This is a genomic window from Massilia sp. YIM B02769, from assembly GCF_030411995.1.
Taxonomy (GTDB): domain Bacteria; phylum Pseudomonadota; class Gammaproteobacteria; order Burkholderiales; family Burkholderiaceae_D; genus Telluria.
Genome location: NZ_JASNRC010000017.1, coordinates 24,637 through 51,497 on the forward strand (window position 1 = coordinate 24,637; position 26,861 = coordinate 51,497).

A 26,861-nucleotide genomic window follows, 5' to 3' on the forward strand; every position below is an offset into this window, starting at 1 on the left:
TCGAAAGCGCAGTGGGCGATCGAACGACCGCCCGCCCACGCACAAACCTTTATGCTGCAAATTTCCCGGAACGGAAGTCCTCGACGGCCTGGTGCAGCTCGGCCTGGGTATTCATGACGAAGGGACCGTACTGCGCGATCGGTTCCTTCAATGGCCGGCCTGCGATCAGCAGCAGGCGCGTCGGTTTCGCCGCCTTGACCACCACGCCATCGGCGCCTTCGGCATTGTCGAAGATCGCCATGCGCGTCTGCGGCACGCCTTTGCCGGCCACCACCGCTTCGCCGCGGAAGACATAGATAAAGGCGTTGTGCCCGGCGGGGATGGCCTGCTCGAAGCTGGCGCCTTCCGGCAGTTCGATGTCGAGGTATAGCGGCTCCGTGCCGTCGCGCTGCACCGCGCCCGCCACGCCGTGGCTGGAACCGGCGATCACCTGCACCGTCGCGCCGGAATCGAGCGTGAAGCGCGGCACCTGCTCGTTCGGGATGTCGCGGTACCACGGCGCCATCATCTTGTCCTTCGCCGGCAGGTTCAGCCACAGCTGGAAGCCTTCCATCAGGCCTTCGTTCTGCTCGGGCATCTCGGAGTGGATCACGCCACGTCCTGCCGTCATCCACTGCACGCCGCCGTCGGTGACCAGGCCCTCGTTGCCGGCGCTGTCGCGGTGGCGCATGCGTCCGGCCAGCATGTAGGTGACCGTCTCGAAGCCGCGGTGCGGATGCTCCGGGAAGCCGGCGATGTAGTCGCCCGCCTTGTCGCTGCCGAAGGCATCGAGCATCAGGAAGGGGTCGAGGCGGCGCTGCAGGGTGTTGGTGAGGACGCGGTTGATCTTCACGCCCGCGCCGTCCATCACGTACTGGCCGGCGATCACGCGCTCGACGCCACGCGCCTTGCTCACGCCCTGGGTTGGTATCGTTGCAGTCATCATCTTCTCCTTGCAAAAGCGCCGCCTGGGCGGCCGGGGTACTACCTGGATCGATTAAGCCAGTGCCGCTGCGACGGTGGCGTCGGCTTCGGCCTGGCCCTTGGCCGCGGCTTCCGGACCCATCGCCTGGCCGGCCGAGTAGACGAAGGTCTGGTCGCTCATGCCCAGGAAGTTCAGCAGCATGCGCACGAACGGCACCTGCGGGTCCGCATCCGCTGGGTAGACGCCGCCGCGGGCGGTGGCGATGAAGACTTTCTTACCCTTCAGCAGGCCTTCCGGGCCGTTCTCGGTGTAGCGGAAGGTCACGCCGGCGCGGGCGATGGCGTCGAACCAGCTTTTGAGCTGCACCGGGATGCCGAAGTTGTACATCGGCGCGCCGATGATGACCACGTCGGCGGCCTGCACCTGGGCGATCAGGGCGTCGTCCAGGGCCACGCGGGCGCTCTGTTCGGCAGTACGCTGCTCAGCCGGGGTGAAGAGGGCGCCCAGGGCCTGCTCGTCGAGCTGCGGGTGCGGCTGGCGTGCCAGGTCGCGGGTGACGACGGTGGCGGCCGGGTTGGCGGCGACCAGTTTGCTCACGATGCTGTTGGCAACGCGGTTCGATTCCGACTGTTCGCCGCGCAGGCTGGAGGTGATTTGCAGGATGTTCACGGTGTCTTCCTTTGTTCTGGGGTTGGTGTGTCGATGGGTCTACTTTAACCATTCCAAAAACAATCCGGAAGCCGCTAGAATGGATAACATTATTCAGTCAGTGGAACAATCCCATGGAAGTCGAACCGAATGACCTGCTGCTCTTCGCCCGCATCGTCGAGGCCGGCAGCTTCAGCCAGGCCGCCGCGCGCGTGAACCTGCCCAAGTCCACCGTCTCGCGCCGCATCTCCCTGCTGGAGGCGCGCCTGGGCGAGCGCCTGTTGCAGCGGACCACGCGCAAGCTCGTCGTCACCGAGTTCGGCGCCAGCCTGCTCGAACATGCGCGCAAGGTGGCCGAGGAAGCGGAAGCCGCCGGCGCCCTGGCCCAGCACCGCCAGGCCGCGCCCAGCGGACGCCTGCGCATCTCGCTGCCGGCCGATTTCGCCAATCTCGGCATGAGCGCCATGATCGGCCGCTTCCTGGAGCGCTACCCGGCCGTCAACGTGGAACTCGACCTGTCGCCGCGCCGGGTCGACCTGGTGGCCGAGAACTTCGACATCGCGATCCGCATGGGCGACCTGCCGGACGATGCCTCGCTCAACGCGCGCCGCGTGACCCTGCAGCGCTTCGGCCTGTACGCCTCGCCCTGCTACACGGCGCTGCGCGGCCTGCCCGAGCATCCGGACGACCTGCTCGGCCATGACCTCTTGTGCCTGCTGAGCCGCAGCGGCGGCGCCCAGCGCTGGACCCTCACGCGCGGCAAGGTGAAGTGGGAACGCGAGCTGCCGGCGCGCCTGACCGCGAACTCTCCCGACCTGCTGGCGCGCATCGCCTGCAGCGGCGCCGGCATTGCCGCCAGCTCGGAACTGTTCGCCCAGCCGCTGGTGCGCAAGGGCGAACTGGTGCGCGTGCTGCCGGAGTGGGACTTGCCGGCCGCCACCGGCTGGGCCGTGTTCCCGGGGCGGCGCTTGATGCCGGCCAAGACCCGCGCCTTTCTCGACATGATGGACGAGATGTTCTGCAGCGAAGCGGGGAAGGGTGACTGAGGGCGGATGAGCCGCGTGCTAGGATGGACGGTCCTTCACTCATCCTCCACGCAACAGTGCGGCACCGACTCTTCCTTTTCGATCTCGACGACACCCTGCTCGACTTCCGGGCATCCGAACAACTCTCCTTCACGCGCACGATGGCCGCGCTCGGCCATGTAGGGCCGCTCGACGCGGTCTTCCAGCACTACCAGGCCATCAACCTGGCGCTGTGGCGCAGTTTCGAGCTTGGCCTGGTCGCCAAGGACTTCCTGAAGGTCGAGCGCTTCCGCCAGACCTTCGCCATGGCCGGCCTCGCGCTCGACCCCGAGGCGGCCAGCCGGCTCTATCTGGAGGCCTTGCCCGAGACCGTGGTCCTGGTCGAAGGCGCGCTGGAAGTCTGCGCGGCCTTGAGCAGGCAGGGCGAAATCGGCATCGTCACCAACGGCGTCGAGCACATCCAGCAGCGCCGCATCGCCAGTTCCGGCCTCGGCCCCTTCATCTCCTTCGTCGCGACCTCGGAAGCCTGCGGCTACGCCAAGCCGGACGTGCGCATCTTCGATTACGCTGCCGGCATGGCCAGCGCCTTCCTGCCGGATGCGACCATCATCGTCGGCGACCGGCTTGATGCCGACATCCTCGGCGCGAATCGTTTCGGCATCGACAGCTGCTGGTTCAATCCCGCTGCGCTGGCGAACGGCTCGGAAGCGCGCCCCACCTTCGAGATCGCGCGCCTGCACGACCTGATTCCTGCACTAACGCAATAAAACCCGCTTGCGCGGACTGGATGCTATGCATATACTCCGTATGCGTTTCGTATATGGAGAAGAACATGGGTATCGTGAACATCGACGACGAGCTGCACGACCAGGTGCGCAAGGCCACGGTCGTGTCCTGCCGCTCGATCAATGCGCAGGCGGCGTTCTGGATCAAGGTCGGCATGCTGTGCGAAATGAATCCTTCGCTCAGCTTCAACGAGATCGTCGCGCGCGAGCTGAAGGCGGCCGGCGTGGTGCCGCAACCGGTGAAGGTGGCGGCGATATGACCAAACGGCCCGAGGAAATCGAACTGATGGCCGAGTCGGGCCGCCTGCTGGCCAGCGTCTTCGCCCATCTCGACAAGCTGGAACTGATCGGCATGTCGACGATGGCGGTGAACGACCTGGTCGAGCGCCTGATCGTCGACGACCTGCAATCGCGCCCGGCCAGCAAGGGCCAGTACGGCTATGCCTATGCGCTGAATTCCTCGCGCAATCAGGTGGTCTGCCACGGTGTGCCGTCGCCGAACGAGCTGCTGCAAAGCGGCGACATCGTGAACTTCGACATCACGCTCGAAAAGAACGGCTACATCGCCGACTCCAGCAAGACCTACCTGGTGGGCGAGGTTGCGCCGCTGGCGAAACGGCTGGTGCAGGTGACCTACGAGGCGATGTGGAAGGGCATCAAGGCGGTGCGCCCGGGTGCGCGCCTGGGCGACGTCGGCCACGCCATCGAACGCCATGCGCGCAGGAACGGCTACACGGTGGTGCGCGAGTACTGCGGCCACGGCATCGGCCGCGAAATGCACGAGCCGCCCCAGGTGCTGCATTTCGGCAAGCCACAGACCGGACTGGTGCTGCAGGAGGGTATGGTGTTCACCATCGAGCCGATGCTGAACCAGGGGCGGCGCTCGGTGGTCACCGAGGACGACGGCTGGACCGTGGTGACGCGCGACGGGCAGCTGTCGGCGCAGTTCGAGCACACGGTGGCCGTCACGCGAAATGGCGTGCGGGTGCTGACCTTGCGGGCCGACGAACGCACCCCGCACTGAGCGGGCCGGGGTGGAACCGACCCATTCGTTGCCATGACGCGCAGGGTGGATTCAGTCGGCTAGACCCTAGCGCGCCGGATCGTTCAGCTTGTCCAGCGTGATCGTGCGTCCATCCTCGATCACCTCGCCGTTGCGCAGCAGGATCTGCGACACGCCGCCGGTCTTCGGCAGTTCCAGCGCGATGGTGTCGCCGCGCTGGCGGTAGCGGCCCTGCGCGGCGCAGGTGCCGAACAAGGGCGTGTTGCTGACGCGGTCGGCGTCGACGAGCAGGAAGAAGAACAGGGTGTCGCAGCTGTTGCCGCGCCCGCCGCTGCTGGCCATCAGGATGGCTTCGCGTCCGTTCGACTGGTTGAAGCTGCGTACCGGGAATTGCCACTGTGCGTCTTCGCCCTTGAACAGCGGTGTGCCGCTGACGGTCATCCGGTAGCTGCCGTCGGCGCCTTTGGTGCGCTTGAGTATGCCGGCACTCGTGTTCAGCGCGGCGGACAGGGAGACGGCATCGCTGTTGAACTTGCCGCCCTCGAGCCGGGTGCCTGGCGTTGCCGGCAGGATGTCGTCGAAATCGTCGTAGGCCGTGCTGTCGGTAGCGGTGCTGCGCTCGTCGGCCATATGGGCGGGAACCAGGATGGCGGACGCGAGCGCGAAAACGAACACGGCCAGCACGATGCCCACGCCCCAGCGCGACCAGTTTTTCTGGACCCGGTTGAAGTGATCGAGATTCTGCCAGCCGCCGGCCCGCCATGCCATCTCGCGGCCCTTGAAGCCAAGCCAGATCGCCACCAGGAAGCCGACGTAGGGAATGATGGCCAGCAGGCCGATCCAGGTACGGTTGCCGATCGCCCAGATCCAGTTGAGCAGGAAGGCGCCCCAGCTCCAGCCCTTCACGCCGTCGGGCATCTCCTCGTCCATCTGGCCCGGGCGCCACATCGGCTGGCTGCCAGCCTTGTCGAGCGATACACCGGGCTGGGCCGCGGCGAGCGGCTTGCCGCACTGGCTGCAAAAGGCGCTGCCTGCGGCCGCCTGGGCGCCGCACGAAGTACAAAACATGTGCATTCCTGATGAGGATAGTGGGCCGGAGCCGGAGCGTCCGATTGTAGGGGATGTTGGCGCGAGGAAAACTATCGAATCCTCACCATGGCGGGATTTTCCATGAGCGGGCGATGCGGATCGCCGCGCCGCGCGGCACTTCATCTATACTGCCGCTCGAGCCCGCACAACGCCGGCAAACCACGGAGACATTACATGCTGAATCACGTCATGATCGGTTCGAACGACATCGAACGCTCGAAACGCTTTTACGATGCGGTGCTGGGCACCCTCGGCGCCGGCGAAGCCATCCGCAACGTCGCATCCTCGGGCCATACCCGGCTGTTCTACCGCCACGAGGGCAACAGCTTCGGCATCAGCGAACCCATCAATGGCGAAGCGGCGACGCCCGCGAACGGCGCCACCATCGGCTTCAAGTGCCACTCGCCGGAGCAGGTGCAGCAGTTCCACGATACCGCGGTCGCCCAGGGCGGCGTCTCGATCGAAGACCCGCCAGGCCTGCGCGAGAGCAACATGGGGTCGCTCTACCTGGCCTATGTGCGCGATCCGGACGGCAACAAGCTGTGCGCGATCTACCGTCCCAAATAAGCGAGGCCTTGTGATGCACGGCGAAGCCCTGTCCCAGCGCATCCGCGCGCTGATCCGATCATTGCCGCGCACCGGCATCACGCTCAGCGAGCTGGTGCACCGCGTCGGCAACGACGGCCTCCTGATCCTGACCGCGCTGCTGACGCTTGTCTTCCTGATTCCGATTTCGATCCCGGGTGTGAGCACGGTGTTCGGCGCGGCGATCCTGCTGATCGGCGTGGCGCGCCTGCTGGGGCGCGAACTGTGGATTCCGCCCCGCATTGCGCACCGGACCATCGGCACGCGCAAGCTGCGCCCGGTGCTGCGCAAGGCGCTGCCGCTGCTGCACAAGCTGGAACGCGTGAGCCGCCCGAACCGCATCGAATGGCTGGTGGCGAATGGCCCGGTGCAGCGCATGAACGATGCGTCGCTGATCCTGGGCGCGGTGCTGTTGATGATGCCGTTCGGGCTGATCCCGTTCAGCAATACCTTCCCGGCGGTGGCGCTGCTGTTCTTTGCCATCGGGCTGCTGCAGCGGGATGGCGTATGCGTGCTGCTGGGTTATGTCAGCAATGTGGCGACGATCGTGTATTTCGCGCTGCTGATTGGCGGCGGCGGGCTGGCGGCGCGTGAGGTGTTTGGGCGCCTGATGGCCTGAGACGGTGGCGCGGCGCGGGGATGGTGGGTTCGAGAACCCACCCAACATTTCCGGTCTGACGTGGGGGGTGGTGGGTTCGAGAACCCACCCGACATTTCCGGTCTGCCGTGGTGGGGGGTGGGTTCGAGAACCCACCCGACATTTCCGGTCTGCCGTGGTGGGGGGTGGGTTCGAGAACCCACCCGACATTTCCGGTCTGCCGTGGTGGGGGGTGGGTTCGAGAACCCACCCTACCGGCATCCCGGAAATGTAGGGTGGGTTCTCGAACCCACCACCCACCACGTCAGACCGGAAATGTAGGGTGGGTTCTCGAACCCACCACACGTCACATCAAACCGGGCGATTACCCATCAATTCGCCCAGGCGCACCGAACGCTCCGGCGCCCAGTCCTTGTTGAAGCTGATCGTCTTTTCCTTGAACAGCATCACCACGGTCGAGCCGAGCAGGAAGCGGCCCATCTCTTCGCCCTTCTTCAGCACCACCGGCTCGCTGTCGTAGGACCAGTCGCAGATGCGCGCCATGCGCGGCGGGTTCACGACGCCGTGCCACGAGGTCGCCATGCTGCCGACGATGGTCGCGCCGACCAGCACCATGACGAAGGTGCCGAATTGCTCCGACTCGAACACGCACACCACGCGCTCGTTGCGCGCGAACAGGCCGGGCACGCCGCGCGCCGTGGTCGGGTTCACCGAGAACAGGGCGCCGGGCACGTAGATCATGCGCGTCAGGCGGCCGTCGCACGGCATGTGGATGCGGTGGTAATCCTTCGGGCTCAGGTACAGGTTGGCGAAGCTGCCGTGCTGGAAGTGCGAGGCCAGCTGGGCATCGCCGCCGACCAGTTCGGTGGTGGTGAAGTTGTGGCCCTTGGCCTGCAGGATGCGGTGGTCGTCGATCGCGCCGAACTGGCTGATCGCGCCGTCCACCGGGCAGACGAAATCGGCTTGCGCCAGCGGACGCACCCCATCCTTCAACGGGCGCGTGAAGAACTCGTTGAAGCTGGCGTAGCTGGCGATGTCGGAATTGGCCGCCTCGGCCATGTTGACGCCGTACTTGCCGACGAACCAGCGGATCAGGCGGGTCGTCATCGCGCCTCCGCGCGCGCCGGCGACACGGCCGGCAAAGGAGGTCAGCGCCTGCTTGGGCAGGACATATTGTGGCAGTACTTTAAAGCGGTCGGACACGGTGGAAAACCCCAAACTGTAAGGATGGCGAATTATAAATAAGCGCCGGGCCGGTGCATATCATTCTTTTCACGGCGGTCCCGCCTGTTCAGTGTAGCGCATCGGCGCAATTCGGCATGCATGAGACGGATTCGCCCGTGCATGCATATCAAAAAAATATTCTCAGCAGCAACACAAGGCGGGGAAACTCATCGACAATACCGGCTCCTTGTCTTGTCTGCCTGATATGTCTTTTCGTCTCACTTCGATCCGCCTGACGCTGCTGGCCGCGGCACTGGCCAGCACCTTCCCGCTGCACGCACAGGAAGCCCCGCAACAGCCCATCGCCAAGGCGGACGACGCCAAGCCCCAGCCCGACCCGGCGATGCAGCGCGTCGAGGTCAAGGGTTCGGCCCAGGCCTACGATCCGCGCCGCGACGACACCGCCACCAAGATCGTCGTCAGCCAGGAAGAGATCGTCAAGTACGGCGACACCAGCGTCACCGACGTGCTCAAGCGCGTTCCCGGCATCACCGTCAACAGCAGCAATGGCCGCGGCGGCGAAATCCGCATGCGCGGCCTGGGCGCCGGCTACACGCAAATCCTGATCAACGGCGAACGCGCCCCGGCCGGCTTCTCGATCGAGTCGCTGGCGCCCGACGTAATCGAGCGCATCGAAGTGCTGCGCGCGGCCAGCGCCGAGTTCTCGACCCAGTCGGTGGCCGGCACCATCAACATCGTGCTGAAGAAAGCCATCCGCAGCGGCCAGCGCGAAGTCAAGGTCGGCATGCGCCGCACCAGCAGCGGCATGCGCGGGCCGAACGTCAACCTGCAACTGTCGGACAAGGCCGGCAAGATGTCGTACTCGATCTCGGGCAGCGGCGCGCAGGAGCGCTTCGAGCGCAGCGGCATCGTGTTCGAGGATGCCTTCGACGGCGCCGGCCTGCAGACGCAGGCGCGCAGCACGGTCGGCGCCGAGGACGGTTCCTTCACCTTCTTCAACCTGGCGCCGCGCCTGAACTGGAACCTCGAGAACGGCGACACGCTCACCTCGCAGAGCTTCCTGAATGCGGGCCGCTTCAAGACGCGCACGAACGAGACAGCCAGTACCGGTATCGGCGCACCGGCCTTTTATCCGGACCTGGCCCTGGCCAACGACATGAAGAACAGCTTCTACCGCACGGAGCTGAACTGGGTGCACAAGATGGACGCCGGCGCCAAGCTCGACATGAAGCTCGGCGTGCAGGGCGGCCGGAACGACAGCACCCAGCGCCGCATCACGCCTGCTGGCGCCGTGCGCCCGCTCGACAACCTGATCGTCTCGGAAGGCGAGGACCGCGGCGTGACCAGCACCGGCAAGTATTCGAAGACCATCTTCGCGGGGCATGCGCTGGGCGTGGGCTGGGATGGCGGCTACAACACGCGCGACGACACGCGTTACGAAACCGAAGCCGGCCTGCCGGTGTTCCCGGGCCTGCCGAACGGCGAAGCATTCGAGGCGCAGGTATCGCGCCTGGCGCTGTACGCCCAGGACGAATGGAGCCTCACGCCGCGCCTGTCGGTGTATCTCGGCGCGCGCTGGGAAGGCATTCGCACCCGCACCTCGGGCAATACCTTCGACACCGGCCGCTCGCGCTCGAGCGTCTGGAGCCCGGTGCTGCAAACGCTGTGGAAGATCCCGGAGACCAAGGGCGACCAGGTGCGCTTTGCCGTCACCCGCACGTATAAGGCGCCGAACGTCTCGAGCCTGATCCCGCGCCGCCAGACTTCGGTCGACAACCGCTCGACCGATCCCGACTACCAGGGCAATCCGAACCTGCAGCCGGAACTGGCGCTCGGCTTCGACGCCTCGTATGAACACTACTGGGCGGAAGGCGCGCTGCTCTCGGCCAGCGCCTCGATGCGCCGCATCGACGGCTACACCCGTTACCTGATCGACTTCGACGGCGCACGCTGGGTGGCGATGCCGATGAACGCCGGCCAGGCCGTTACCAAAAGCCTGGAGCTGGAAGCCAAGTTCCCGCTGAAGGCCGTGTTCGAGGGCGCGCCGGCGATCGACCTGCGCGCCAGCGTGAGCCGCAACTGGTCGGAAGTCGATGGCGTGCCGGGTCCGGACAACCGTCTCGATGGCCAGACACCGCTGTCGGCCAACTTCGGCATCGACTACAAGGTCGGCGCGGTGAGTACCGGGGCCAGCTTCGCCTACAAGCAAGGCGGCACGGTGCGCCTGTCCGAGCGCCAGACCTCGATCATCGAGACGCGGCGCGACCTGGAAGCGTATGTGCTCTATAAATTCTCGCCCAAGCTGCAGTTGCGCGTGGCGGGGCAGAACCTGTTGAACCAGGACTTCCGCTCGCGCAGCAGCTATCTGGAAGAGGGGCGTGGACTGGTGCTGCGCAGCGGGTCGTATCCGGTGGGGGTGACGCTGCGGGCGACGGTGGAGGCGAAGTTCTGATCCCGCGAAGTCTGAACCGGCCTGGCCTCCACAATTACCTTGCGCATCGCAGTGCCGCTATCCCTGGTCATGGCGGTGGCGGCAATCCATCTTCGATGCAAGCATTTACACAACTGCCGCTGTTCAACAGAGAAGCCAGAGGGCGGTCCTTCCTGGCCGTTACACGTCCTTGCTGATATATCAGGAAATCCCCACTCCATTCCTGCACCGCGACGCTGGCTTCGGTGTACATTCTGTGTTGATTGATATACCTGAACAGCTCGCGTTTTCCCCACTCCCCGAGTTTCGTCATGCCGCTTTCGAAATTCGCTACATTTTTCGTTTCTGCGAGCGAGTCGATCAGTCCGAACAATCGGTCGAGGAACCCCATGATGACGCCGGCAGTCTTGCTGCTGGCAGGAATGACGGAGACCGGTTTGTTGAATCCGATATACGTCGCGCCGTATGCTGCTGCGAAAGGGCCGAGGTGGCAGCCGGTCCAGCAAGCCAGCGCAAACATGGTACGACCCTCGAACAGGGCGGGCGGCGTGGTGGAACTGCACACCACTGGCAGTTTGTCCGTTCCTCGCCAGAAACCGGGGCGGCCATGCCCGGTAAAGAAAGCCGGCCGGCCCGGATGCGTTTCCAGGACGGCGAGCACGCGGGAACGCACCGCTTGGTTATCGAAACACTGGATGTTCGACTTGCTGGTTACTTGACGTACGAGCTCGGCGCCGTTCAGGGTGACATCATCGCTGCTGGCTGCGACCACGATCAGGTTACTCATCGATGGCACCCGGCTGTTCGTCATCATCTTCTGCCTGGAAGGCGAGAAAATCCCGCGCTAACCGCAGGATGTTTTCCATATACGCGATCCCTAGTTCGTCGCCGAAGAGAATGGCGTTCTTGATGTCTCCGGCCGTGTGCTTGTGTCCATCAGCCGTCTTGTAGACAATCTTCGTCACCGGCTGGAGCTCCGCCACCAGGTTTGCGAAGATCGCATTCGGCAGGCGCGCAACCATTTCGCGTTGACGGCCGCGTGCCGTAGGCGCTCTCGAGTAAATCTTGACTGTTTCGACAAAGTGCCCGAAAGAGGGCGACAGCGACTCGGCAACGCCGACATTGAAGTGGTCGACAAGACGGCGTTCGAAATCCAGAGGACGGTGCCTGATTTCTTTTTTTGCCCAGTCCCTCATCATGATCGCAACCGCCGATGTCTTGCCGCTCTCGAAAGCGCGCAGGATGTCTTGTGTCGGACAACTCAGCATGCTCGCCGCCCAATTGGGGTCCGCGAGCAACCACGCTTCTAGCGTAGGAATCGCCGGAACGTACACAAATTTTGATGCAGCCGTACGATGCGGCAGCTCATCTGGAATCATGCCTTCCTCAAGGTCGTAGACCACTACGGTGCCTGGCACAAGATTCTCGAGGTACGATGCGGTGCGAGGCAATGCAGGATTCAGGGCATTGCCGGCGACAGAGATAGACGGATCGACGTCAGGCGCTATTTTCTTGATCAGCGATTGGATGAGAAATGCGTCGGTACTTCCCTCCACCGCAATTCTCAATCGTTCCACGGCAGTATCCATCACGTCTCCTCCAGTTGCAAAGTGTGGTCCTGACAAAACATTATTGTATGCCGAAGAACGATGTCTGCAGCAGGAATGTAAGCCGATTTCTGTTGGCAGAAAGCCTCAACTAGTACAGCCGCATCGCCGCCGCCCCGCCGGCGATCAAGGCAGCCCCGAACAGGCGTAACGGACCGACACGCTCATGCAGGATGAGTACCGCAATCGCGGTGGCAAACAAGATCGAGGTCTCGCGCAGCGCTGCCACCGTGGCCACCGGCGCCTGCGTCATCGCCCACAAGGCCACGCCATACGACCCGACGGTCATCGCGCCGCCGCCCAGCAGCACGGGATGGCGGCGCACGAACGGCAGCAATTCGCCACGCCGCCGGCGCGCCAGCAGCAGCACGCCCAGCGCGGTCAGCAGGAAGATCCACAGCGTGTACGCCGCCGGCGCGCCGGACTTGCGCACGCCGATGCCGTCGATCAGCGTGTAGGCCGCGATCACGCAAGCTGTCGCCAGCGCCAGCAGCGTGGTGCGGCGCGCGCTCAAGGCGGTGCCGCGCACGGCCGCAACCATGGTCAGCACCCCGCCGCAAATCAGGCCGATGGCCAGCCACTGCAGCGCCGCCAGTCGCTCGCCGGTGAAGGGCAGGCCGAGCACCGCCACGATCAAGGGCGCGCAGCCGCGCATCAGCGGGTAGGCATGGCTGATGTCGCCCTCGCGGTAGGTTTCCATCAGCAGCGCGTAGTAGAGCACCTGCGTCAGGCTCGAGGCGAGGATGAAGGGCCAGCTGGCCTGTGCCGGCTGCGGCAGGAAGGGCAAGGCCAGTGCGCACAGGATGCCGGCGCTGGCCGCCACGGTGACGGTGGAGAGAAAGGCGTCGCCCCTGGCCTTGACCATGGCGTTCCAGCCGGCGTGCATCAGCGCCGCGCACAACACCGCCGCGAGGACGGCGCCGCTCATGACGTCATGTGACGTTGGCGGAACCAGCGCACCGCCACCAGCACGGCGATCGCCTGCATCGCCGCCGACAGGAAGAAGCTCGAACCGATGCGCCAGTCGTTGGCCGGCAGGTGGCTGACGGCGCCCAGGATCGAGGTGCCGATCAGCGGCGTGACGACCACCGCGAGGCTGCTGATCGACTGCAGGGAACCCATCAGTTCTCCCTGTTCCCCGGGTCCGGCTTCGCGCGAGACGATGCCCTGCAGGGCCGGGCCGGCGGCAAAGGCCAGCAGGTTGCAGCAGATGAAGACGTACATCATCCAGCCTTCGGTGGCGAGACCGTACAGAACGAAGGTGATCGCGCCCGAGGCCAGGCCCATGACCGACAGCCGTACTTCGCCGAAGCGGCGGATCAGGAGCGAGATCAGGCCGCCCTGCACCACGGCCGCCGCCAGGCCGACGCAGAACATGGCGATGCCGTTGTCGCGCGGCGTCCAGCCGAAGCGGAAGGTGGTGTACAGTACCCAGGTGGTCTGGGTCATGATCTGGCCGAAGGTGGTCAGCGCGAACACGATTACCAGGCCGCGGATGGCGCGCCGCGCCAGCAGCTTGCGCAGCGCGTAGAAGGGATTTACCTTCTGCCAGCTGAAGGGCTCGCGCGTCGCCGCGGGCAGCGACTCGGGCACGAAGAAGTAACCGTAGACGAGGTTCACGCCGGCCAGCAGCGCTGCCGCGTAGAAGGGCAGGGCGAGGCTGATTTCGCCGAGCAGGCCGCCCAGCATCGGCCCGCAAATGAAGCCGACCCCGAAGGCAGCGCCGATCTTGCCGAAGCTTTTCGCGCGGTTCTCGGGCGTGGAGACGTCGGAGGCATAGGCCATCGCCACCGACATGCTGGCCGCCGACACGCCGCCGATCACGCGCCCGAGGAAGAGCCAGGCCAGGCTCGGGGCCATGGCGGTGACGAGGAAGTTCAGGCACATGCCGCCCATCGAGTACAGCAGCACCGGGCGGCGCCCGACGCGGTCGCTGATCGCGCCCAGCATCGGCATGAAGACGAATTGCAGCAGGCCGAAGACGGTGGCCAGGATGCCGTACCACAGTGCCTGCTCGTCGCGGCCCTGCACGAACTGGCCGACCAGCGGCGGCATCACCGGGACGATCAGGCCGATGCCGATGACGTCGATGAAGACGCTGACGAGAACGAAGTTCAGGTTGCCGGTCGTGGCCCGGTGCGACGCAGCCTTCTGCAGCATGGGATGATCCCGCCAAAAAGACCCATCTTACACCGATCTTGCCAAACGATCATCGCCTGGGGTGGGCGGCTCAGTCGTCCGTTCCCAGCCATTCGGCGGCAAACTCCTCGCGGAATACCAGCAGCTTGCCCAAGCGCGCATTGGCCATGGCGCGCCCGGCTTCGGTCTGCATCATCTCCGGCAGTTTCGCCAGCTTCACCACGATGTGGTCGAGCGAATAGGCCCCGTCGTCGAGCGCGCGGTCCAGCGCCAGCGGGTCCGAGGGATGCGCCAGCGCGCGGCCCAGGCGGCCCGACACATAGAACATGCGCGCCAGGCCGACCGCGCCGAGCGCGTCGAGGCGGTCGGCGTCCTGCACGATCCGCGCTTCGATCGTGGTGGGCGCGATCGCCGCCGAAAAGCTGTGCGCCTCGATGGCGTGGGCCACGGCATCCAACCGGGCCTGGGGAAAGCCGCGCCGGGCCAGCTGTTCGCGCGCCAGCAGCGCCGAACGGCGCGAGGACTGGGCGCGCGCCGGGTCGTCCTTCGGCAGGTTGACCAGGTCGTGCAGGTAGCTGGCGGCCATCACCACCAGCGGATCGGCCTCGGGGTGATGGGCGAGCAGGGCTTCGGCGCTGCGCCAGACCCGCTCCAGGTGGCCGGCGTCGTGGGCGCCGTCGTTGTCGGCGGCGGCAGCGGCCATGGCGGCAAACTGGGGGCGCCAGGCGGCGAGCTCAGGACGTGGTGGCGTCATTGCATTCTTCGGTCATGGCGGAGGTGGCGCGCTGCGACAGCGCATCCGCCTCCAGGTTCTTGTGGCGCGGGATCCAGCGCAGCGTGGTCGCCGGCAGCCGGGCCAGCAGTGCCTGCACTTGCGCGCGCAAGGGGCGCAGCACGAAGGCGCTGTCCGCGCAGGGGCCATTCACGTCGTCGATCACCACCTGGCTGTCGCCGTACACGGTGAGCGGGCCGGCGCCATGGGCAAGGGCGGTCTCCAGCAGCAGGATCAGGGCGCGGTATTCGGCTTCGCTGCTGTTGCCATAGCCGGCCGCCTGCGACAGCTCGACGGTTTCGCCGTTCGGCCCGAGCAGGCGCGCGCCGATGCCGCAGCGGCCTGGATTCGGCTTGGCGGATCCGTCGAACCAGCCGCGCCAGGCGGTCGGCAAGCCTTCCTGGCGCACCCGGCGCAAGGCGAGGGCGGCGAGGCGCGCCGCTTCCCTGGCCGCGTCGCGGGCCGTGCGGCGTGCGAGGGCACGCGCCGCTTCGGCTGCGCGCAGGGCGGCACGCTCGGTCACGAGACGGTCGAGACCGGCGTCGCCCGCGCTCTGTTCAAGCGTGGCGCGCAGGGCATCTTCGAGGGGAATCTTGTTGCGCAGGGCCAGTTTGCGGCTGGCGGCAAGTTCGGTCTTGCTGGCGGCGCCTTGCAGGCGGTCGAGGTCGTTCATGGCGTGAGCATAACCGCTTTTACGAGCGTTGACATGGCATGCAAAGCTTGCAACACTTACTTAGCGTAATTTTTCTATGCCGTTACCCTGGAGGAGAGCCCATGCGTTTGTTCCACAAGGTCGTCCGTGTTTCCCTGCTTGCCGCCTGCGTTGCGGCAGCCCTGTCCCCGGCCCAGGCGGCTGCCCCGGTCCCAGCTGCCAAGGCCGCGCACAAGGCGCAGAAGCAGCCCAAGCGCTATACCATCGAGCAGTTCATGGCCACCACCTCGGTCAGCGGCGCTTCCTTCAGCCGCGACGAGAAGCAGGTCCTGTTCAGCAGCAACGCCTCGGGCATCTTCAATGCCTACGTGCTGCCGGTCGGCGGCGGTACGCCGCGCGCGCTCACCAACTCGACCACCGACAGTACCTATGCAGTCGGCTTCTTCTACAACGACGACCGCATCCTGTTCACGCGCGACCAGGGCGGCAACGAGCAGAACCACCTGTACGTTCGCGAGCTCGACGGCTCCGAGCGCGACCTGACGCCGGGCACCAAACTGAAGGCCAGTTTTGCCGGCTGGGAGCCGGACGGCAACGCCTTCTACGTCAGCACCAACGAGCGCGACCCGAAATACTTCGACCTCTACCGCTACGACGCCAAGAGCTACGCCCGGACCCTGGTCTACCAGAACGAGACCGGCCGCACGGTGTCGGCCATCAGCCGCGACGGCCGCTGGCTGGCACTCGACAAGCCGAACACGACCTCCGACAGCGACGTCTACCTGTACAACGTGCAGACGCGCGAGACCAAGCACATCTCGCAGCATGGGGGCACAGCCAGCTACAGCGCCGAAGACTTCGACCCCGAATCGAAGCGCCTGCTGTTCGCCACCAACGACGGCGGCGAGTTCACGCGCATCCGCGCCTACGACCTGGCGACCGGTAACGTGAGCGATGTCGAACAGGCCGACTGGGACATCGCCGGCACCGGCTACTCGCGTAACGGCAGGCACCGCATCAGCTACGTCAACGAGGACGGCAGCATCCGCATGCGCGTGGTCGACAGCGCCAGCGAAAAGCCGGTGACGCTCCCGAAAACGAGCGGCGGCGAGATGCGCGGCGCGGTGTTCTCGCCGAGCGGTTCACTGGTGGCCTTCTACGTGAACGGCGACCGCTCGCCGAACAATCTGTACGTGCACGACTTCCGCAGCAAGAAGACGACGCAACTGACGCGCAGCCTGAGCCCCGAGATCGACCCGAACGACCTGGTCGAGGCCGAGGTGGTGCGTTTCAAGTCCTTCGACGGCACGGTGATCCCGTCGATCTTCTACAAGCCGAAGGGCGCGTCGAACGCGAACAAGGTGCCGGCCGTGGTCTACGTGCACGGCGGGCCGGGCGGCCAGACCATGCGCGGCTACAGTGCCCAGATCCAGTACCTGGTCAATCACGGCTACGCGGTCCTGGGCATCAACAACCGAGGCAGCTCGGGCTACGGCAAGACCTTCTTCACCGCCGACGACCGCAAGCACGGGCACGAACCGCTGTGGGACTGCGTCGAGGCCAAGACCTGGCTCGCCAGCCTGGGCTGGGTCGACCCGGAACGCATCGGCATCATGGGCGGCAGCTATGGCGGCTACATGACGCTGGCGGCGATGGCCTTCCGTCCGGAAGCCTTCAAGGTCGGCATCGACATCTTCGGCGTCAGCAACTGGATTCGCACGCTGGAAAGCATCCCGCCCTACTGGGAATCGCAGCGCAAGGCTTTATATGACGAGATCGGCGACCCGGTGAAGGACAAGGCCTTCCTGACCGCGACCTCGCCGCTGTTCCACGCTGCGAACATCCGCAAGCCGCTGATGGTGATCCAGGGCGCCAACGACCCGCGCGTGATCAAGCCGGAAAGCGACGAAATCGTCGAGGCGGTGCGCAACAACAAGGTCGAGGTGGAGTACGTGGTGTTTGCGGACGAGGGACATGGGTTCTCGAAGAAGAAGAACCAGGCCGGGGCGAGTGCGAAGATATTGGCGTTTCTCGACAAGCACCTGAAAAAGTAATTGCAGCTGTCCGACTGATCGGCTGCCGTACCGCGTGGGCACAAGTGCCCACCCTACCACGGCACCGTAGGGTGGGCTCTCGAGCCCACGCGGTCTCATCGAACGATCATCGGCGAACTGGAAAAACACCCGAACCAACAAAAAAAAAGCGCCTCCCCACGAGGCGCTTCTCCCATCCACTCCCGCCACCAGCTCAACGGCGATACGGGTTATCCGGATTCCGGTCGCGGCGGTTACCCACGCCATCGCCGTCACGGTCGCGGTCGTAGCGGTTTGCCACGCCATCGTTGTCGCGGTCGCGGTCATAGCGGTTCGGCACGCCGTCGCGGTCGTAGTCGCGCCGGCCTTCGTTGCGGCCGTAGTTACCGCCACGGTGATCGCGATAATCGCGGCGGTCGCGGTCGTTCCAGCCACGCCCAGGTCCGTAACCGCGGTCCGGTCCATAGTAGCGATCGTTGTTCGCATAGTAACGGTCACGCGGCGACCAGTTGCCCTGGCTCATGTACCAGCGCCCGCCGCGCTGGTGCCAGGCTGGCGGCGCGTACACATAGCCCGGACGCTCGACCACATAGCTGCCCGGCACCCAGAAGTGGCGATGGCCGCGCCACTCCCAGTAACCCGGCGCCCAGACATAGCCGTGGCGTGCCGCAGGGATGCGTTCGTAGACAGGCGCCGGCGGCGCGGTGCCGATATAGACTTCCAGGCCCTGCGCCATCGAAGGCAGCGGTGCGTACGCGGCAGCGCCAAGGGCGATCAGGGCAGCGAGAGTGAGGCGTTTCATGTTCGTTCTCCAAATCCAAAGCGGATGATTCACTATAGCGCTCGCTTTGGCGAAAAGGGGCGTTTGACGCATGTGCTTACATCTGATACGTGCCGCGTTACACCCATTTTCATAGGTAAATCAACAGGATAAGGTCGAAAATCATGGTCCGCGATACCCACCATTTTCGACCTTTTCACCCTTTTATAATCAGATACTTACAAGGGTATTTCTGTAACGATTGGGCCGGTTTCTGTGTTCGCTTGCGGTACAGTCGACGGCGACGGAATCTGCACCGTGCGCCCATCCTCGCTGCTGAACAGATACACGTCGCCGGTCGGGGTTGCGAGGTGGAAGTCCATCACGGCACCAGCCCATTCTCGCGCAGGAAGGCCTGGCACGCGCGCCCGGTGGCCAGGTCTTCCTCGACGGCCAGCTTCAGCGCGACAAGATCTCGCTCAGCGTCTTCTCGAACCAGCCGGCCTGGTGGATCGGCGCTGTCGCCGCCGGCGGAGCTTTCGGCGTCGGGCGCGGCGGCAGGTCCACAGATTGCGGCGCCGACGCGCACGCGCTCAACAACAATACGCTCGCGCACAGGAGCAAGTTCTTCATGTTTGGCCTCGGTGATCTTCAGGTTGGTTTCGCCCTGGCGCTGGGCCAGGACGGCGTTTTCTTGGGTGCGGAGCAGCACGGCGCGGGCATCAGCCGCGGCGCGCTCCTCGATGGCTGCGGTGCGGCCGGCCTGGTACTGATGGGTGCCGTACCAGCGTGCGCCGAGGGCGCCGACCACCAGCAGGCCCGCCAGCACGATCAGCCCCGCCAGGATGCGTTCGACGCGGCTCATGACTTCACCGTCGGAAGGATGTCGTACTGGGCCATGTTCCGGCCGCGCATCACCGCGATCAGGCTCTTCGCATAGCTCGGGTCGGTGGCGTAGCCGGCCTCGGCCACGGCGTGCGCCCAGGCCTCGCCGCCGCGCTGCTTGAAGCAGTCCTTGTAGCGCGGGTTCTTCAGGAAGAAGTCCGCGCGGTCGGCCACGCTGGCGGAGAGGGTCGGATACGCGCGGAATTTGCAGACCATCGGCACGCGCTTACCCTTGATCACTTCGTGCGTGGGCACGTCGACGGCCGGGCCCTTCCAGGCGCGGTCGGCTTTCACGCCGAACAGGTTGTTCCCCGGCGCGCGCTCACCCCAGCCCGACTCAAGCGCGGCCTGGGCCAGGGTGAACGATGCCGGGATGCCGTGGGCGCGCTGGCATGCCTGGGCGGCCGGCAGCAGCAGGGCGATGAAGGCGCTAGGCGGCATTGTCGTCTCCTTTCGATGCGGGGAATTTAGCGTCGAGCAGGCCTTCCAGCTTGAACAGCGCGCGGCTGCCCATGTGGGCGCCGATGCCGGTGAGGGCATAGGTCAGCGACATCGGAAATTCGCGCCACTGGCACAGGTGAGCGATCACCAGCCCAGCCAGGCCGGAAATCACGATCTCGCCGATCAGCTCGGTGAAGTTCCAGACGCGCACGTGGTTGGCGCGCATTTTGCGCACGAACGCGGCCAGGCCGCCGAGCACGGACAGGACGACGATCCAAATCCACGGCAGTACGCCGGCCCAGTCGCCGACGACGCCGGGTTGATGCGGGGGTTTTTCGAACATGGTTTTCCTTGAGAGGGGCCGAGCGGCCATAAAAAAACCGCCCGGAGGCGGCTGCTTGTGCTGCTTGCTACTGGTTTCCGTCCCAGGCAAGGTCTGCGATGACCCCTGAGACGGTCGCTTTCTGGCCGATGCTGTCGGTGAGCGTGTACTTCAACAGCGCCCGGAACGAGCCGTTCGAGTTCTTCGTGTACGCCTTCGACACGGTCGGCGACGTGGCAGTCGGGTTCGACAACGTGAAGCCGCCGGGATTGCTGGTGAACTCCCAGAAGTTCGTATAGGGCGGCACACCACCACGGCGGACCGCAACCGGGTAGCAGGAGACAACGCCATCGCCCGTGCTGCTATTCGCGCGTGCCGTGTCGCCATACGCCTCGGCGACGGGCACCGGACTGGTCGGCGGCGTCACGCTCTTGCCCCAGAAATCGTCCGGAATCTTTACCGACTGCCCAGCGGACTTGCCAGCCAGGGCCAGCACGTCGGCGTCTGTAGTGCTAAGCGGGTAATTACGGCCGGGAGTGGCGATGCGCAATTCGTTGAGGATCTGGTCGGTGCTGATCGGGCCGGAGGTGGGCAGGGTCATTTGCCCTCCAGCTTCGCCAGGCGCTTGTCGGTCTTGGCCACGTAGGCGAAGAAGGCGCGCGTCAGCTCGACGGCGATCACGAATGCGGCGGCGCCGTAGTTCACAGACTTGTACCCGCGCGCGTCCGTGTGCACGGCTTCGGGCCAGATGGCCTCCAGCTGCTGCGCAGCGACACCGATTCCCGGCGTGCCGTCCTTCTTCCACAGGAAATCGCCGAGCTTGCGGATGCTGGCAACGCGCTGGAGGAAGTCGGCCGGGCGGCGGCGCCACTTCTTCTTCAGGCGCTCGTCCGAGTTTCCAGTGTAGGTCTTCGACGTGAGGTTGCCGACGTTGTCCAGTCGCATGATCTCGGTGTCGAAGGCCTGGTTCAGCCAGCGCGTGTAGTTGCCGCCCGCGTTCGTGAAGGTGATGCCGTTGTCGCCGCCCATGGCCACGAACTGCCGGGAAACACCGCTAGCGTCTTTCATCGAAATCTGTACGCCGTTGTTCAGCGTCAGCGTGCCCGCAAGCGTCCCGCCGGTCAGGGCCAGGTATGCAGCCGCCACCGCCGCCGGCGTCATCCTGCTGTTGAACGAGTTCCAGTCGCCGGTGGTCAGGTAGCCGTCCGTCGTCATGCTGGCGGCCACCGGGCCGGTGCCGCTGATGCGCTGGTAGGCCATGCACTTCCAGTTGCCAGCGCCCAGGCTCTTGAACACGGCCACGTCGCCGGCGCGCGTGACGATGTCGGCGGCGCCCGGCAGCTGCATGCTGGCCGCGTTGTACTTCAGGGTGAGCGCACCAGTGAACGTGATCCAGCGCGTGGTGCCCTCGTTGGCCACGTCGAAGGCGCTGATCTGCGTGGTGCCGGTGATGACGATGTTCACCGACGCGGCGAAGCCGATGTTGACGGTCGCGGCCGAGGGCAGGGTGACGCTCGGGCCGAGCAGTTGGTCCCACATTTGCCTGCTGAACGCGAAGCCTGCGCGCAGGTAGTCGTCCATGGTGCCGCGCACGGTTTCCGTGCCCTGCGGGCTGTTCTCGGACGCGACCTTGCTCAAGTCGGTAATGCTGGATGGTACGGGCATTCTTTCTCCAGGAAATAAAAAACCCGCCGCAGTTGCCTGGGGCGGGTTGGGTTGAAAGGTGAGAATCTAGTTCAGGAGCGACGGCTGAATCTGCGAGTGAAGCTCTGCAAGCTGATCACGGAACCGGGGTAGCTCGCGCTTTCGGGCCAGCAGCAAGCGGGAGCCGAACGACGCCTTTACGGCCGATTCTGCTTCCTGCGCGATGACGGCTTGCAGGCGCTGCCACAGGTTTTGCTCGCCGCGCGCCAGTGCTTCGGCCATCACGTTGAACTCCTTGATGAACGCCTCCTTAAAGGCGGCCGCTTTGGGGCCGGTAAATCCCATGGCTAGCATCGCAAACCCGTCCTTCGTCATAGTGATGCTGCGCTGCAACTTGCCACGCGCATCCAGAAATTCTGACGGCTCAAAATTGAGCCGCCGAAATTCGTCCGAGCACTGAAGGCCGTCGAATGCCCGAAGCACATTCTTGTGCCGCTTGCCGAAGGTTTTGGCCAACGTCTGCGAATCCGTGACGATTCGGTCGTGGGTAATGGTTACCAAAGTCGTCATGCCTCGATCCTTTCCATTTTTTTGCGGTAATCCTCGCGCTCGCTGTAGCCTCCCTCCCATGGGTAGGTTTCTGCATAAGCGTGGTTCGATTTGAAGCCGAACGCCCGAACGAGGGAGCGGGACGTGCTCGCGGCCGAAACGAAGTTGTCGTGCACGTTCCCGGCGGCCTTGCGGTTCAACACACGAATACCATCCCCGAAGCGCTCCCACCAGCTGCGCAGGAACTCGGCTTGCGTGCACAGGCGCTCAATGTCGTGCATGGTGAACTCGCTCAGCTTCGCGCCGCGCGCCGCGTCGGCGGTCAGCCCGTCGATTTGACGATCCAGGATATCGAGCACCCAGCGGCGGAAGGCCTTGGCAACCGGGGTGCGCGCGAACATGGCAATCAGGTGGGCGCCGCGCAGGCTGAACACTCGCACGTCCTTGCTGCTATTCCCGGCGCCAAACCCCTTGACCCTCAATTTGAGGTTCAAGGTCATGGCCGAACTGAATTCGTCCTTGTTGCGCTCGTAAATCTGAGTGACCTTGTCGGCACGGCTGTATCCGAGTGCTTGGGCGATCTCGGCGGCACGGAGCCAGATTTGGCCCTTGCGCTGCACGGTGTCAAAGTTGGTTCCTTCAAATGCCAGTGCTGGTGTGTTAGAGTTCACGTGATTTCTCCTTGGGGGGATTTCAAATCGGTGCTCCAGCTGTTGACGCAGCTGGGGCACTTTCTTTTTGAGCCTGCAGACTTGCCAGGCCCTGCCGAACAAGCTCATTCAGCATCCAGTTAATACTGCGATCTTGCGCGCCCGCGAGACGACGGGCTTGCTCTTCTATCTCCGGCTTTAAGCGGAGCGGGAATGGCGTTGGCCTTGGTGCTTTTGCTTGCTGGGTTGCGGTATGCATCTTGACTCCTATTAGGCAAAGGCCAGTTCGCGAACCAGTCCAGCGTGGCGCGCCGAGGCGGCAGCTTTTGCGACGGCGGCAGCGGCCAGGCGCTCGGCGTGCTGCTTGCCAGCCTCGACCATCACGCGCGCTTCAGCGGCGGTGATCTTGGCCAGGCCCTTGTGCGGCACGAACGAGTAGAACTGCTCCTTGCGCGACAGGACATAGGCGTCTGGTGCGTAATCACCGGGAGTTGCCACTGGTGCGACTACTTCCAGGCCGGCCACGAAGCCAACCTTGACGAGCTGGCCTACCGTCCAATGCTGTTTGCTGTTGCTGATCATGTTGGACTCCAATTAAGTTACAGTGACTCCATATTAAGCATGGATTCCAAATGAGTCAATAGGATTTATTGAAATGATTCCAATTGAGTCTCACAATAGCGTCATGAATGATCGACCCAGCCCTTACCCTATCCGCCCGTCCGCCGAGCTGCGGGCCAAGCTTGAGGCAGCCGCGCGGCTTGGTGGCCGCACGCTCCACGCCGAAATAATTGCCCGACTCGAACAGAGCTTTGAGGTTGACCGCACAGGCGTCGCTGATCTTCGGATTGTTGATACTGCTGTGCTCATCGAAGAATTGGTAAAGCGGTTCCCGCCGGGCATGTTCGAAATGCAGATCGGGGACAAGCGCAGATCGGGTACGGCCTCGACCAAAGAGGCAGTCGAGGCCGCCGAATGAGTGCCCTCATCACGTACAAGTTGTGGAAGCTCGCATTGATCGGTTTGGGTGCGTTTATCTACGGATTCATCAACGCTCGGAGGAAACGTAGGCAGTCCCAGCGTTCCGAAGAGCAGGATTAGACAGTCCGCTCTGGAGTGCTGGCGCGGCTCGTCCTGCTGTTTTCGCCACCGGCCCATTAACCATCCGGGCAGCCAATGATTTAAACAACGCGCTTTTATCGATCATGAAGGCGGCCCAGGAGGCCGGGCTGTGGGCCAGCCCAGCAAGACCCATCGGGTTTTTGTTCAACTCGATCAGTGCGCGTCGCTCGGCCACCCCGAGTGTGGCAATCAACTTAGACTCTGCCGCGTTCAGGCCGGCCACTTCCGGCACGGCCGTTGCGATTTCGTTCTTCAGCCCGCGCGCCAGTGCTTTTTGCGCTTCCACCTCTGCGCTACCCAGCTGGCCGTACTTTTTCTTCAACACCTGGTAGGTTCCCTGTTTCATCTTCTGCGCCGCAGAGACTGGGATCGCATCCCCTACAATCTCAGGATGCGCCATGAAGTCGTCGGCCACGCTTTCGATTGCCTTCCTGTCGGCAGTAGGGCTGACTTGCATCGCGAACTTCTTCTTCACCTCTTCCAGCGGCAGAATGACTCGCTGCTTGCTCACCGTCGCACTGGAGTTTGAGATCATGCCCTCGATGTGTTGATTCAAGTCGTCGATCATGCCCTTCAGACGGTCGGCGCCTTTCATGGTCGGATTGATCCCGTATTTGAGCAACGTTTCAATTGCAGTTTGAGCCTCGCCGGTTTGCAGTTGCTTTATGGTCGGCTTCAGTGCGCTTTGCATTAGGCGCTCTGCGTTGGACCGTGCAAACTGCTCCGCTTTCCCTCCGGCTGCCCCTAAAACCTTGACGAATCCGGGAAGTATCGCGCCCACCACCGCGCCAGCCCCAGCATCTTCTGGCCGCACCAGCGCCGTTGAAGCGGCGCCGGTGATGGCGCCACCAGCCGTGCGGGTGGCGACGTCCGCCGCCCGCGCTGCGGCTGGCGACGAGCGCGTAACACCCGCACCGGTGCGCATGCCGCCTGAAGCCGTTGCGTTCGCCAGTCGGGTGAGGGCGGGTGCAGCGCCGGCCAGGCGGGGCACAGAGGCCAGCGAACGAATGCCCTGAGCAGCGACGCCGCCGGCGGGCAGAGTCGCGGCCACGTTGCCACCCACGCGCCCCACGTTGAACGCGGTCGAGTCCTTGTTTTGCTCAGTCAGGTATTCGAAATCCGCGTTCCGGGTCTTGTTCCACTGGTCGATGGCGGGCGAGACCTTGCTCGGCAGGTAGGCAGCCAGGTTCAGCGCCGTGTTGCCGAGATCAGCAACCCCCAGCGCGGCGCCGATCAGGCTGCGTTTCGTCGTGCTGTCGCCGCCGCTGGGTGCGCCCCGGTCAAACTTCAGCGGCCCGGCTGGCGCGTCGAATTGGTCGAACACGTTGGCTTCAGCCGCCGGGGCGTCGAATTGGTCAAACGGATTTTCCATTTATTTCCCCAGGATGGATGATGCTGCGCCGGCGCCGTACTTGGCATCGAACTGAGCGCGCAGCGCCGGATTGCTGCGAAGCATGGCAGCAGCGGCAGGCGGGATAGGCTTCGAACCTCCGTCCTCGGTCCTTGCAGCGTCAGATAGGAACCGGTTGAAGTCGGTGCGCCCCGTGCTTTCGCGGTATTGCTGCTCAAGGCCATGCAACTGCCCGCGCATCAGTTCCTTGTATGTGTGAATCACACCTTTCAGCTGTGCCGGGCTATTCATGGCTGCGATGGTTTTCGCAGTTTCCTCGCGGTCAGCGAGCGCGCCGCCGGTGCCGACGATGGCCTTCACTACCTCGTCCGCGACTACCTTCTTGGCCGCTTCGAAGTTCGTCGGCGCCGGGTTGCCAGTTTGCGTTTTGAAGTAATTGGCTGCCTTATTGACCGCCTGCATATCATTGTTCTGCAACGCGTCGGTGAGCTGATCGAGGGTCTGAAGGTGCGACAGCGAGACATTAAACGAGCGAACGTTGCTGCCGAGTCGACCGCTTGAGAAGTCCCTAAGTGCAGCATTGCGCGCCGCCGCATCCCCCTTATTCCCCAGCTGGTCGCGGCGCTGCTGCTCCGGGTCGGTCCCGTATTTCAGCTCCGCAGCCTTGTTCAGAATCGCGGAGCGGCCAGCAGCGGCGTTCTTGCCCATGCCCATCGGCGGTAGCGTGCCGTCGAAGTTGTAGCGCGCGGCGGCGTTCAGGATCGCGTCTGCGCTCATTGGCTCCTGCTGATCCGCTCGCTCGCGCTCCTGGCGCTCCAGCAGGGCGCGCCGGTCGGCGGCTTTGCTGTCTGGGCTCTGGGTCTTGAAGAACTGCTTGCCGTCTTGAGGGATGTTCTCGTCGATCACGATTTGCGATCCGCCCATATCGACAACGCGATTGTTTGGCAGGGCGCCGTAGGCGGATGGGGCCTCCTCGCCGTCTTCGTACGTGAGCACGCTTACCGGCTTGTTGTCCTTCCCGAGCAGCGTCTCTCGCTTCGAAATCTTACGCTTCGCTTTTTCGGCGTAGCCCAAGAACTTGTCCATCAGCTCCATTTCGCCATCCTCCGCATAGTCGAAGGCCTTCTGGCGGTAGAAGGCTTCGAGCTTAGCGGGCTCCATAACCGGCGGAAGGGTGAATGGTGCGGGCTGATCGGACTTTGCCTGGTCGAGTCGGGGCAGCTGCTCAATCGTCTTCGACTGATAGCCTTCCGGGGTGAGGTTTGGCGCGCTCCGCCCGTTCATTGGCGGCGGGGTAGGCACAAAGCCCCCCTCGGCGCCAGTCTGCGCGTTCTTGATAATTGCCGGATCAGGGCGCGGAGTCCTGGCCCACGTTGCAGCCAGCTTTCCCGGTCTCGCCAACTCTGCCATCGAAATCTTATTCTGGAGCGCATAGTGCTGCTGCTGGGCCTGACGCACAGCGGCCTCTTGCTGCTGCTCCAGCGCGCCCCCGTAGGCCTTCGATGCAGCGCCCATGCCTTCGCCGACAGTGCCAAGGAAGTTTTGCCCTTTCGTCGACATCATGGCGCCACCAGCGGCGAGCAACGCTTGCTTGGCCGCTGCGCGTTGGCCTGGATCGTCCGGCAAATAGTCGGGGATGTAGTCGGCCAGCATCCCTTTGAAACCATCGAACATTCCCATG

The 26,861-nt window shown here is 64.4% G+C and carries 31 protein-coding genes; 9 read left to right on the forward strand and 22 right to left on the reverse strand.

Annotated elements, in window-relative coordinates; translation table 11 throughout:
- Window positions 1–49 precede the first annotated feature (49 nt).
- Both QPK31_RS23095 and QPK31_RS23100 read right to left on the reverse strand, forming a co-directional pair.
- Entirely contained in the window at window positions 50–922 is an 873-nt protein-coding gene (locus tag QPK31_RS23095; RefSeq protein ID WP_290425237.1) for a pirin family protein, read from the reverse strand.
- A gap of 54 nt (window positions 923–976) precedes the next feature.
- Complete coding sequence (locus QPK31_RS23100) at window positions 977–1,573, reverse strand: NAD(P)H-dependent oxidoreductase (protein ID WP_290425238.1); 597 nt, start codon at window positions 1,571–1,573, stop codon at window positions 977–979.
- 113 nt (window positions 1,574–1,686) lie between these two features.
- Here QPK31_RS23100 and QPK31_RS23105 point away from each other — a divergent pair, with 113 nt between their 5' ends.
- From QPK31_RS23105 to map, 4 genes are all read left to right on the forward strand, one after another.
- Window positions 1,687–2,598, forward strand: coding sequence for a LysR family transcriptional regulator (locus QPK31_RS23105; protein ID WP_290425239.1), 912 nt, complete (start codon window positions 1,687–1,689; stop codon window positions 2,596–2,598).
- 56 nt (window positions 2,599–2,654) lie between these two features.
- Window positions 2,655–3,344, forward strand: a complete 690-nt coding sequence (locus QPK31_RS23110) for a YjjG family noncanonical pyrimidine nucleotidase (RefSeq protein ID WP_290425240.1) — start codon at window positions 2,655–2,657, stop codon at window positions 3,342–3,344.
- A 65-nt stretch (window positions 3,345–3,409) separates the two neighbouring features.
- On the forward strand, window positions 3,410–3,622 hold the full coding sequence (locus QPK31_RS23115; protein ID WP_290425241.1) for a ParD-like family protein: 213 nt from the start codon (window positions 3,410–3,412) through the stop codon (window positions 3,620–3,622).
- Window positions 3,619–4,386 carry a type I methionyl aminopeptidase gene (map, locus tag QPK31_RS23120; RefSeq protein ID WP_290425242.1) on the forward strand — a complete coding sequence of 256 codons (768 nt, stop codon included), beginning with the start codon at window positions 3,619–3,621 and terminating at the stop codon, window positions 4,384–4,386. Before QPK31_RS23115 ends, map begins: the two co-directional genes overlap by 4 nt.
- 66 nt (window positions 4,387–4,452) lie before the next feature.
- On the opposite strand, the gene QPK31_RS23125 is transcribed toward map, so the two are convergent.
- Window positions 4,453–5,433 carry a zinc ribbon domain-containing protein gene (locus QPK31_RS23125; protein ID WP_290425243.1) on the reverse strand — a complete coding sequence of 327 codons (981 nt, stop codon included), beginning with the start codon at window positions 5,431–5,433 and terminating at the stop codon, window positions 4,453–4,455.
- A gap of 195 nt (window positions 5,434–5,628) precedes the next feature.
- Here QPK31_RS23125 and QPK31_RS23130 point away from each other — a divergent pair, with 195 nt between their 5' ends.
- Together QPK31_RS23130 and QPK31_RS23135 are read left to right on the forward strand one after the other, a co-directional pair.
- On the forward strand, window positions 5,629–6,021 hold the full coding sequence (locus tag QPK31_RS23130) for a VOC family protein (RefSeq protein WP_290425244.1): 393 nt from the start codon (window positions 5,629–5,631) through the stop codon (window positions 6,019–6,021).
- A gap of 13 nt (window positions 6,022–6,034) precedes the next feature.
- A complete protein-coding gene (locus QPK31_RS23135) occupies window positions 6,035–6,658 on the forward strand; it encodes an exopolysaccharide biosynthesis protein (protein WP_290425245.1) in 624 nt (207 codons plus the stop codon).
- 330 nt (window positions 6,659–6,988) lie between these two features.
- On the opposite strand, the gene asd is transcribed toward QPK31_RS23135, so the two are convergent.
- Window positions 6,989–7,840: an archaetidylserine decarboxylase gene (gene asd, locus QPK31_RS23140; RefSeq protein WP_290425246.1), complete on the reverse strand. Its 852-nt coding sequence runs from the start codon at window positions 7,838–7,840 to the stop codon at window positions 6,989–6,991.
- A 226-nt stretch (window positions 7,841–8,066) separates the two neighbouring features.
- Between asd and QPK31_RS23145 the strand changes: the two genes are divergently transcribed.
- Window positions 8,067–10,274 (forward strand): TonB-dependent siderophore receptor, encoded by a 2,208-nt coding sequence (locus tag QPK31_RS23145; RefSeq protein ID WP_290425247.1) that lies wholly within the window; start codon window positions 8,067–8,069, stop codon window positions 10,272–10,274.
- A 67-nt stretch (window positions 10,275–10,341) separates the two neighbouring features.
- On the opposite strand, the gene QPK31_RS23150 is transcribed toward QPK31_RS23145, so the two are convergent.
- The 6 genes from QPK31_RS23150 to QPK31_RS23175 form a co-directional block, all read right to left on the reverse strand.
- On the reverse strand, window positions 10,342–11,040 hold the full coding sequence (locus tag QPK31_RS23150; RefSeq protein WP_290425248.1) for a hypothetical protein: 699 nt from the start codon (window positions 11,038–11,040) through the stop codon (window positions 10,342–10,344).
- Window positions 11,033–11,842, reverse strand: a complete 810-nt coding sequence (locus QPK31_RS23155) for a hypothetical protein (RefSeq protein WP_290425249.1) — start codon at window positions 11,840–11,842, stop codon at window positions 11,033–11,035. The genes QPK31_RS23150 and QPK31_RS23155 overlap by 8 nt, the downstream gene beginning before the upstream one ends.
- A 109-nt stretch (window positions 11,843–11,951) precedes the next feature.
- On the reverse strand, window positions 11,952–12,788 hold the full coding sequence (locus QPK31_RS23160) for an EamA family transporter (RefSeq protein WP_290425250.1): 837 nt from the start codon (window positions 12,786–12,788) through the stop codon (window positions 11,952–11,954).
- Window positions 12,785–14,020 carry a TCR/Tet family MFS transporter gene (locus QPK31_RS23165; protein WP_290425251.1) on the reverse strand — a complete coding sequence of 412 codons (1,236 nt, stop codon included), beginning with the start codon at window positions 14,018–14,020 and terminating at the stop codon, window positions 12,785–12,787. The genes QPK31_RS23160 and QPK31_RS23165 overlap by 4 nt, the downstream gene beginning before the upstream one ends.
- Before the next feature lie 70 nt (window positions 14,021–14,090).
- Window positions 14,091–14,753, reverse strand: a complete 663-nt coding sequence (locus tag QPK31_RS23170; RefSeq protein ID WP_290425252.1) for an HD domain-containing protein — start codon at window positions 14,751–14,753, stop codon at window positions 14,091–14,093.
- Complete coding sequence (locus tag QPK31_RS23175; protein WP_290425253.1) at window positions 14,734–15,444, reverse strand: ribonuclease HI family protein; 711 nt, start codon at window positions 15,442–15,444, stop codon at window positions 14,734–14,736. Before QPK31_RS23175 ends, QPK31_RS23170 begins: the two co-directional genes overlap by 20 nt.
- 101 nt (window positions 15,445–15,545) lie before the next feature.
- Here QPK31_RS23175 and QPK31_RS23180 point away from each other — a divergent pair, with 101 nt between their 5' ends.
- Window positions 15,546–17,477, forward strand: coding sequence for a S9 family peptidase (locus QPK31_RS23180; RefSeq protein WP_290425254.1), 1,932 nt, complete (start codon window positions 15,546–15,548; stop codon window positions 17,475–17,477).
- Between the two features lie 193 nt (window positions 17,478–17,670).
- Here the strand turns inward: QPK31_RS23180 and QPK31_RS23185 are convergent, their stop codons facing one another.
- The 10 genes from QPK31_RS23185 to QPK31_RS23230 all read right to left on the reverse strand — a co-directional run bounded on the left by QPK31_RS23185 (window position 17,671) and on the right by QPK31_RS23230 (window position 23,289).
- A complete protein-coding gene (locus tag QPK31_RS23185; RefSeq protein WP_290425255.1) occupies window positions 17,671–18,258 on the reverse strand; it encodes a thrombospondin type 3 repeat-containing protein in 588 nt (195 codons plus the stop codon).
- Window positions 18,259–18,598: 340 nt separating this feature from the next.
- Complete coding sequence (locus QPK31_RS23190; protein ID WP_290425256.1) at window positions 18,599–19,081, reverse strand: hypothetical protein; 483 nt, start codon at window positions 19,079–19,081, stop codon at window positions 18,599–18,601.
- The gene (locus QPK31_RS23195) at window positions 19,078–19,542 is read right to left on the reverse strand and encodes a glycoside hydrolase family 73 protein (protein WP_290425257.1); all 465 of its coding nucleotides are present in this window, start codon (window positions 19,540–19,542) and stop codon (window positions 19,078–19,080) included. Before QPK31_RS23195 ends, QPK31_RS23190 begins: the two co-directional genes overlap by 4 nt.
- Entirely contained in the window at window positions 19,532–19,885 is a 354-nt protein-coding gene (locus tag QPK31_RS23200; RefSeq protein WP_290425258.1) for a phage holin family protein, read from the reverse strand. Before QPK31_RS23200 ends, QPK31_RS23195 begins: the two co-directional genes overlap by 11 nt.
- 67 nt (window positions 19,886–19,952) lie before the next feature.
- Window positions 19,953–20,465 (reverse strand): hypothetical protein, encoded by a 513-nt coding sequence (locus tag QPK31_RS23205; protein ID WP_290425259.1) that lies wholly within the window; start codon window positions 20,463–20,465, stop codon window positions 19,953–19,955.
- On the reverse strand, window positions 20,462–21,529 hold the full coding sequence (locus QPK31_RS23210; protein WP_290425260.1) for a tail fiber domain-containing protein: 1,068 nt from the start codon (window positions 21,527–21,529) through the stop codon (window positions 20,462–20,464). The genes QPK31_RS23205 and QPK31_RS23210 overlap by 4 nt, the downstream gene beginning before the upstream one ends.
- 66 nt (window positions 21,530–21,595) lie before the next feature.
- Entirely contained in the window at window positions 21,596–22,078 is a 483-nt protein-coding gene (locus tag QPK31_RS23215) for a Rha family transcriptional regulator (protein WP_290425261.1), read from the reverse strand.
- Entirely contained in the window at window positions 22,075–22,728 is a 654-nt protein-coding gene (locus QPK31_RS23220) for a BRO family protein (RefSeq protein WP_290425262.1), read from the reverse strand. The genes QPK31_RS23215 and QPK31_RS23220 overlap by 4 nt, the downstream gene beginning before the upstream one ends.
- A gap of 22 nt (window positions 22,729–22,750) precedes the next feature.
- Entirely contained in the window at window positions 22,751–22,966 is a 216-nt protein-coding gene (locus tag QPK31_RS23225; RefSeq protein WP_290425263.1) for a hypothetical protein, read from the reverse strand.
- A gap of 11 nt (window positions 22,967–22,977) precedes the next feature.
- Window positions 22,978–23,289, reverse strand: coding sequence for a hypothetical protein (locus tag QPK31_RS23230; RefSeq protein WP_290425264.1), 312 nt, complete (start codon window positions 23,287–23,289; stop codon window positions 22,978–22,980).
- 103 nt (window positions 23,290–23,392) lie between these two features.
- Between QPK31_RS23230 and QPK31_RS23235 the strand changes: the two genes are divergently transcribed.
- Window positions 23,393–23,686 carry an Arc family DNA-binding protein gene (locus QPK31_RS23235; protein WP_290425265.1) on the forward strand — a complete coding sequence of 98 codons (294 nt, stop codon included), beginning with the start codon at window positions 23,393–23,395 and terminating at the stop codon, window positions 23,684–23,686.
- Window positions 23,687–23,755: 69 nt separating this feature from the next.
- Here QPK31_RS23235 and QPK31_RS23240 read toward each other — a convergent pair whose 3' ends face one another.
- Together QPK31_RS23240 and QPK31_RS23245 are read right to left on the reverse strand one after the other, a co-directional pair.
- Entirely contained in the window at window positions 23,756–25,201 is a 1,446-nt protein-coding gene (locus QPK31_RS23240) for a hypothetical protein (RefSeq protein ID WP_290425266.1), read from the reverse strand.
- Window positions 25,202–26,860 (reverse strand): hypothetical protein, encoded by a 1,659-nt coding sequence (locus QPK31_RS23245; protein WP_290425267.1) that lies wholly within the window; start codon window positions 26,858–26,860, stop codon window positions 25,202–25,204.
- Window position 26,861 lies beyond the last annotated feature (1 nt).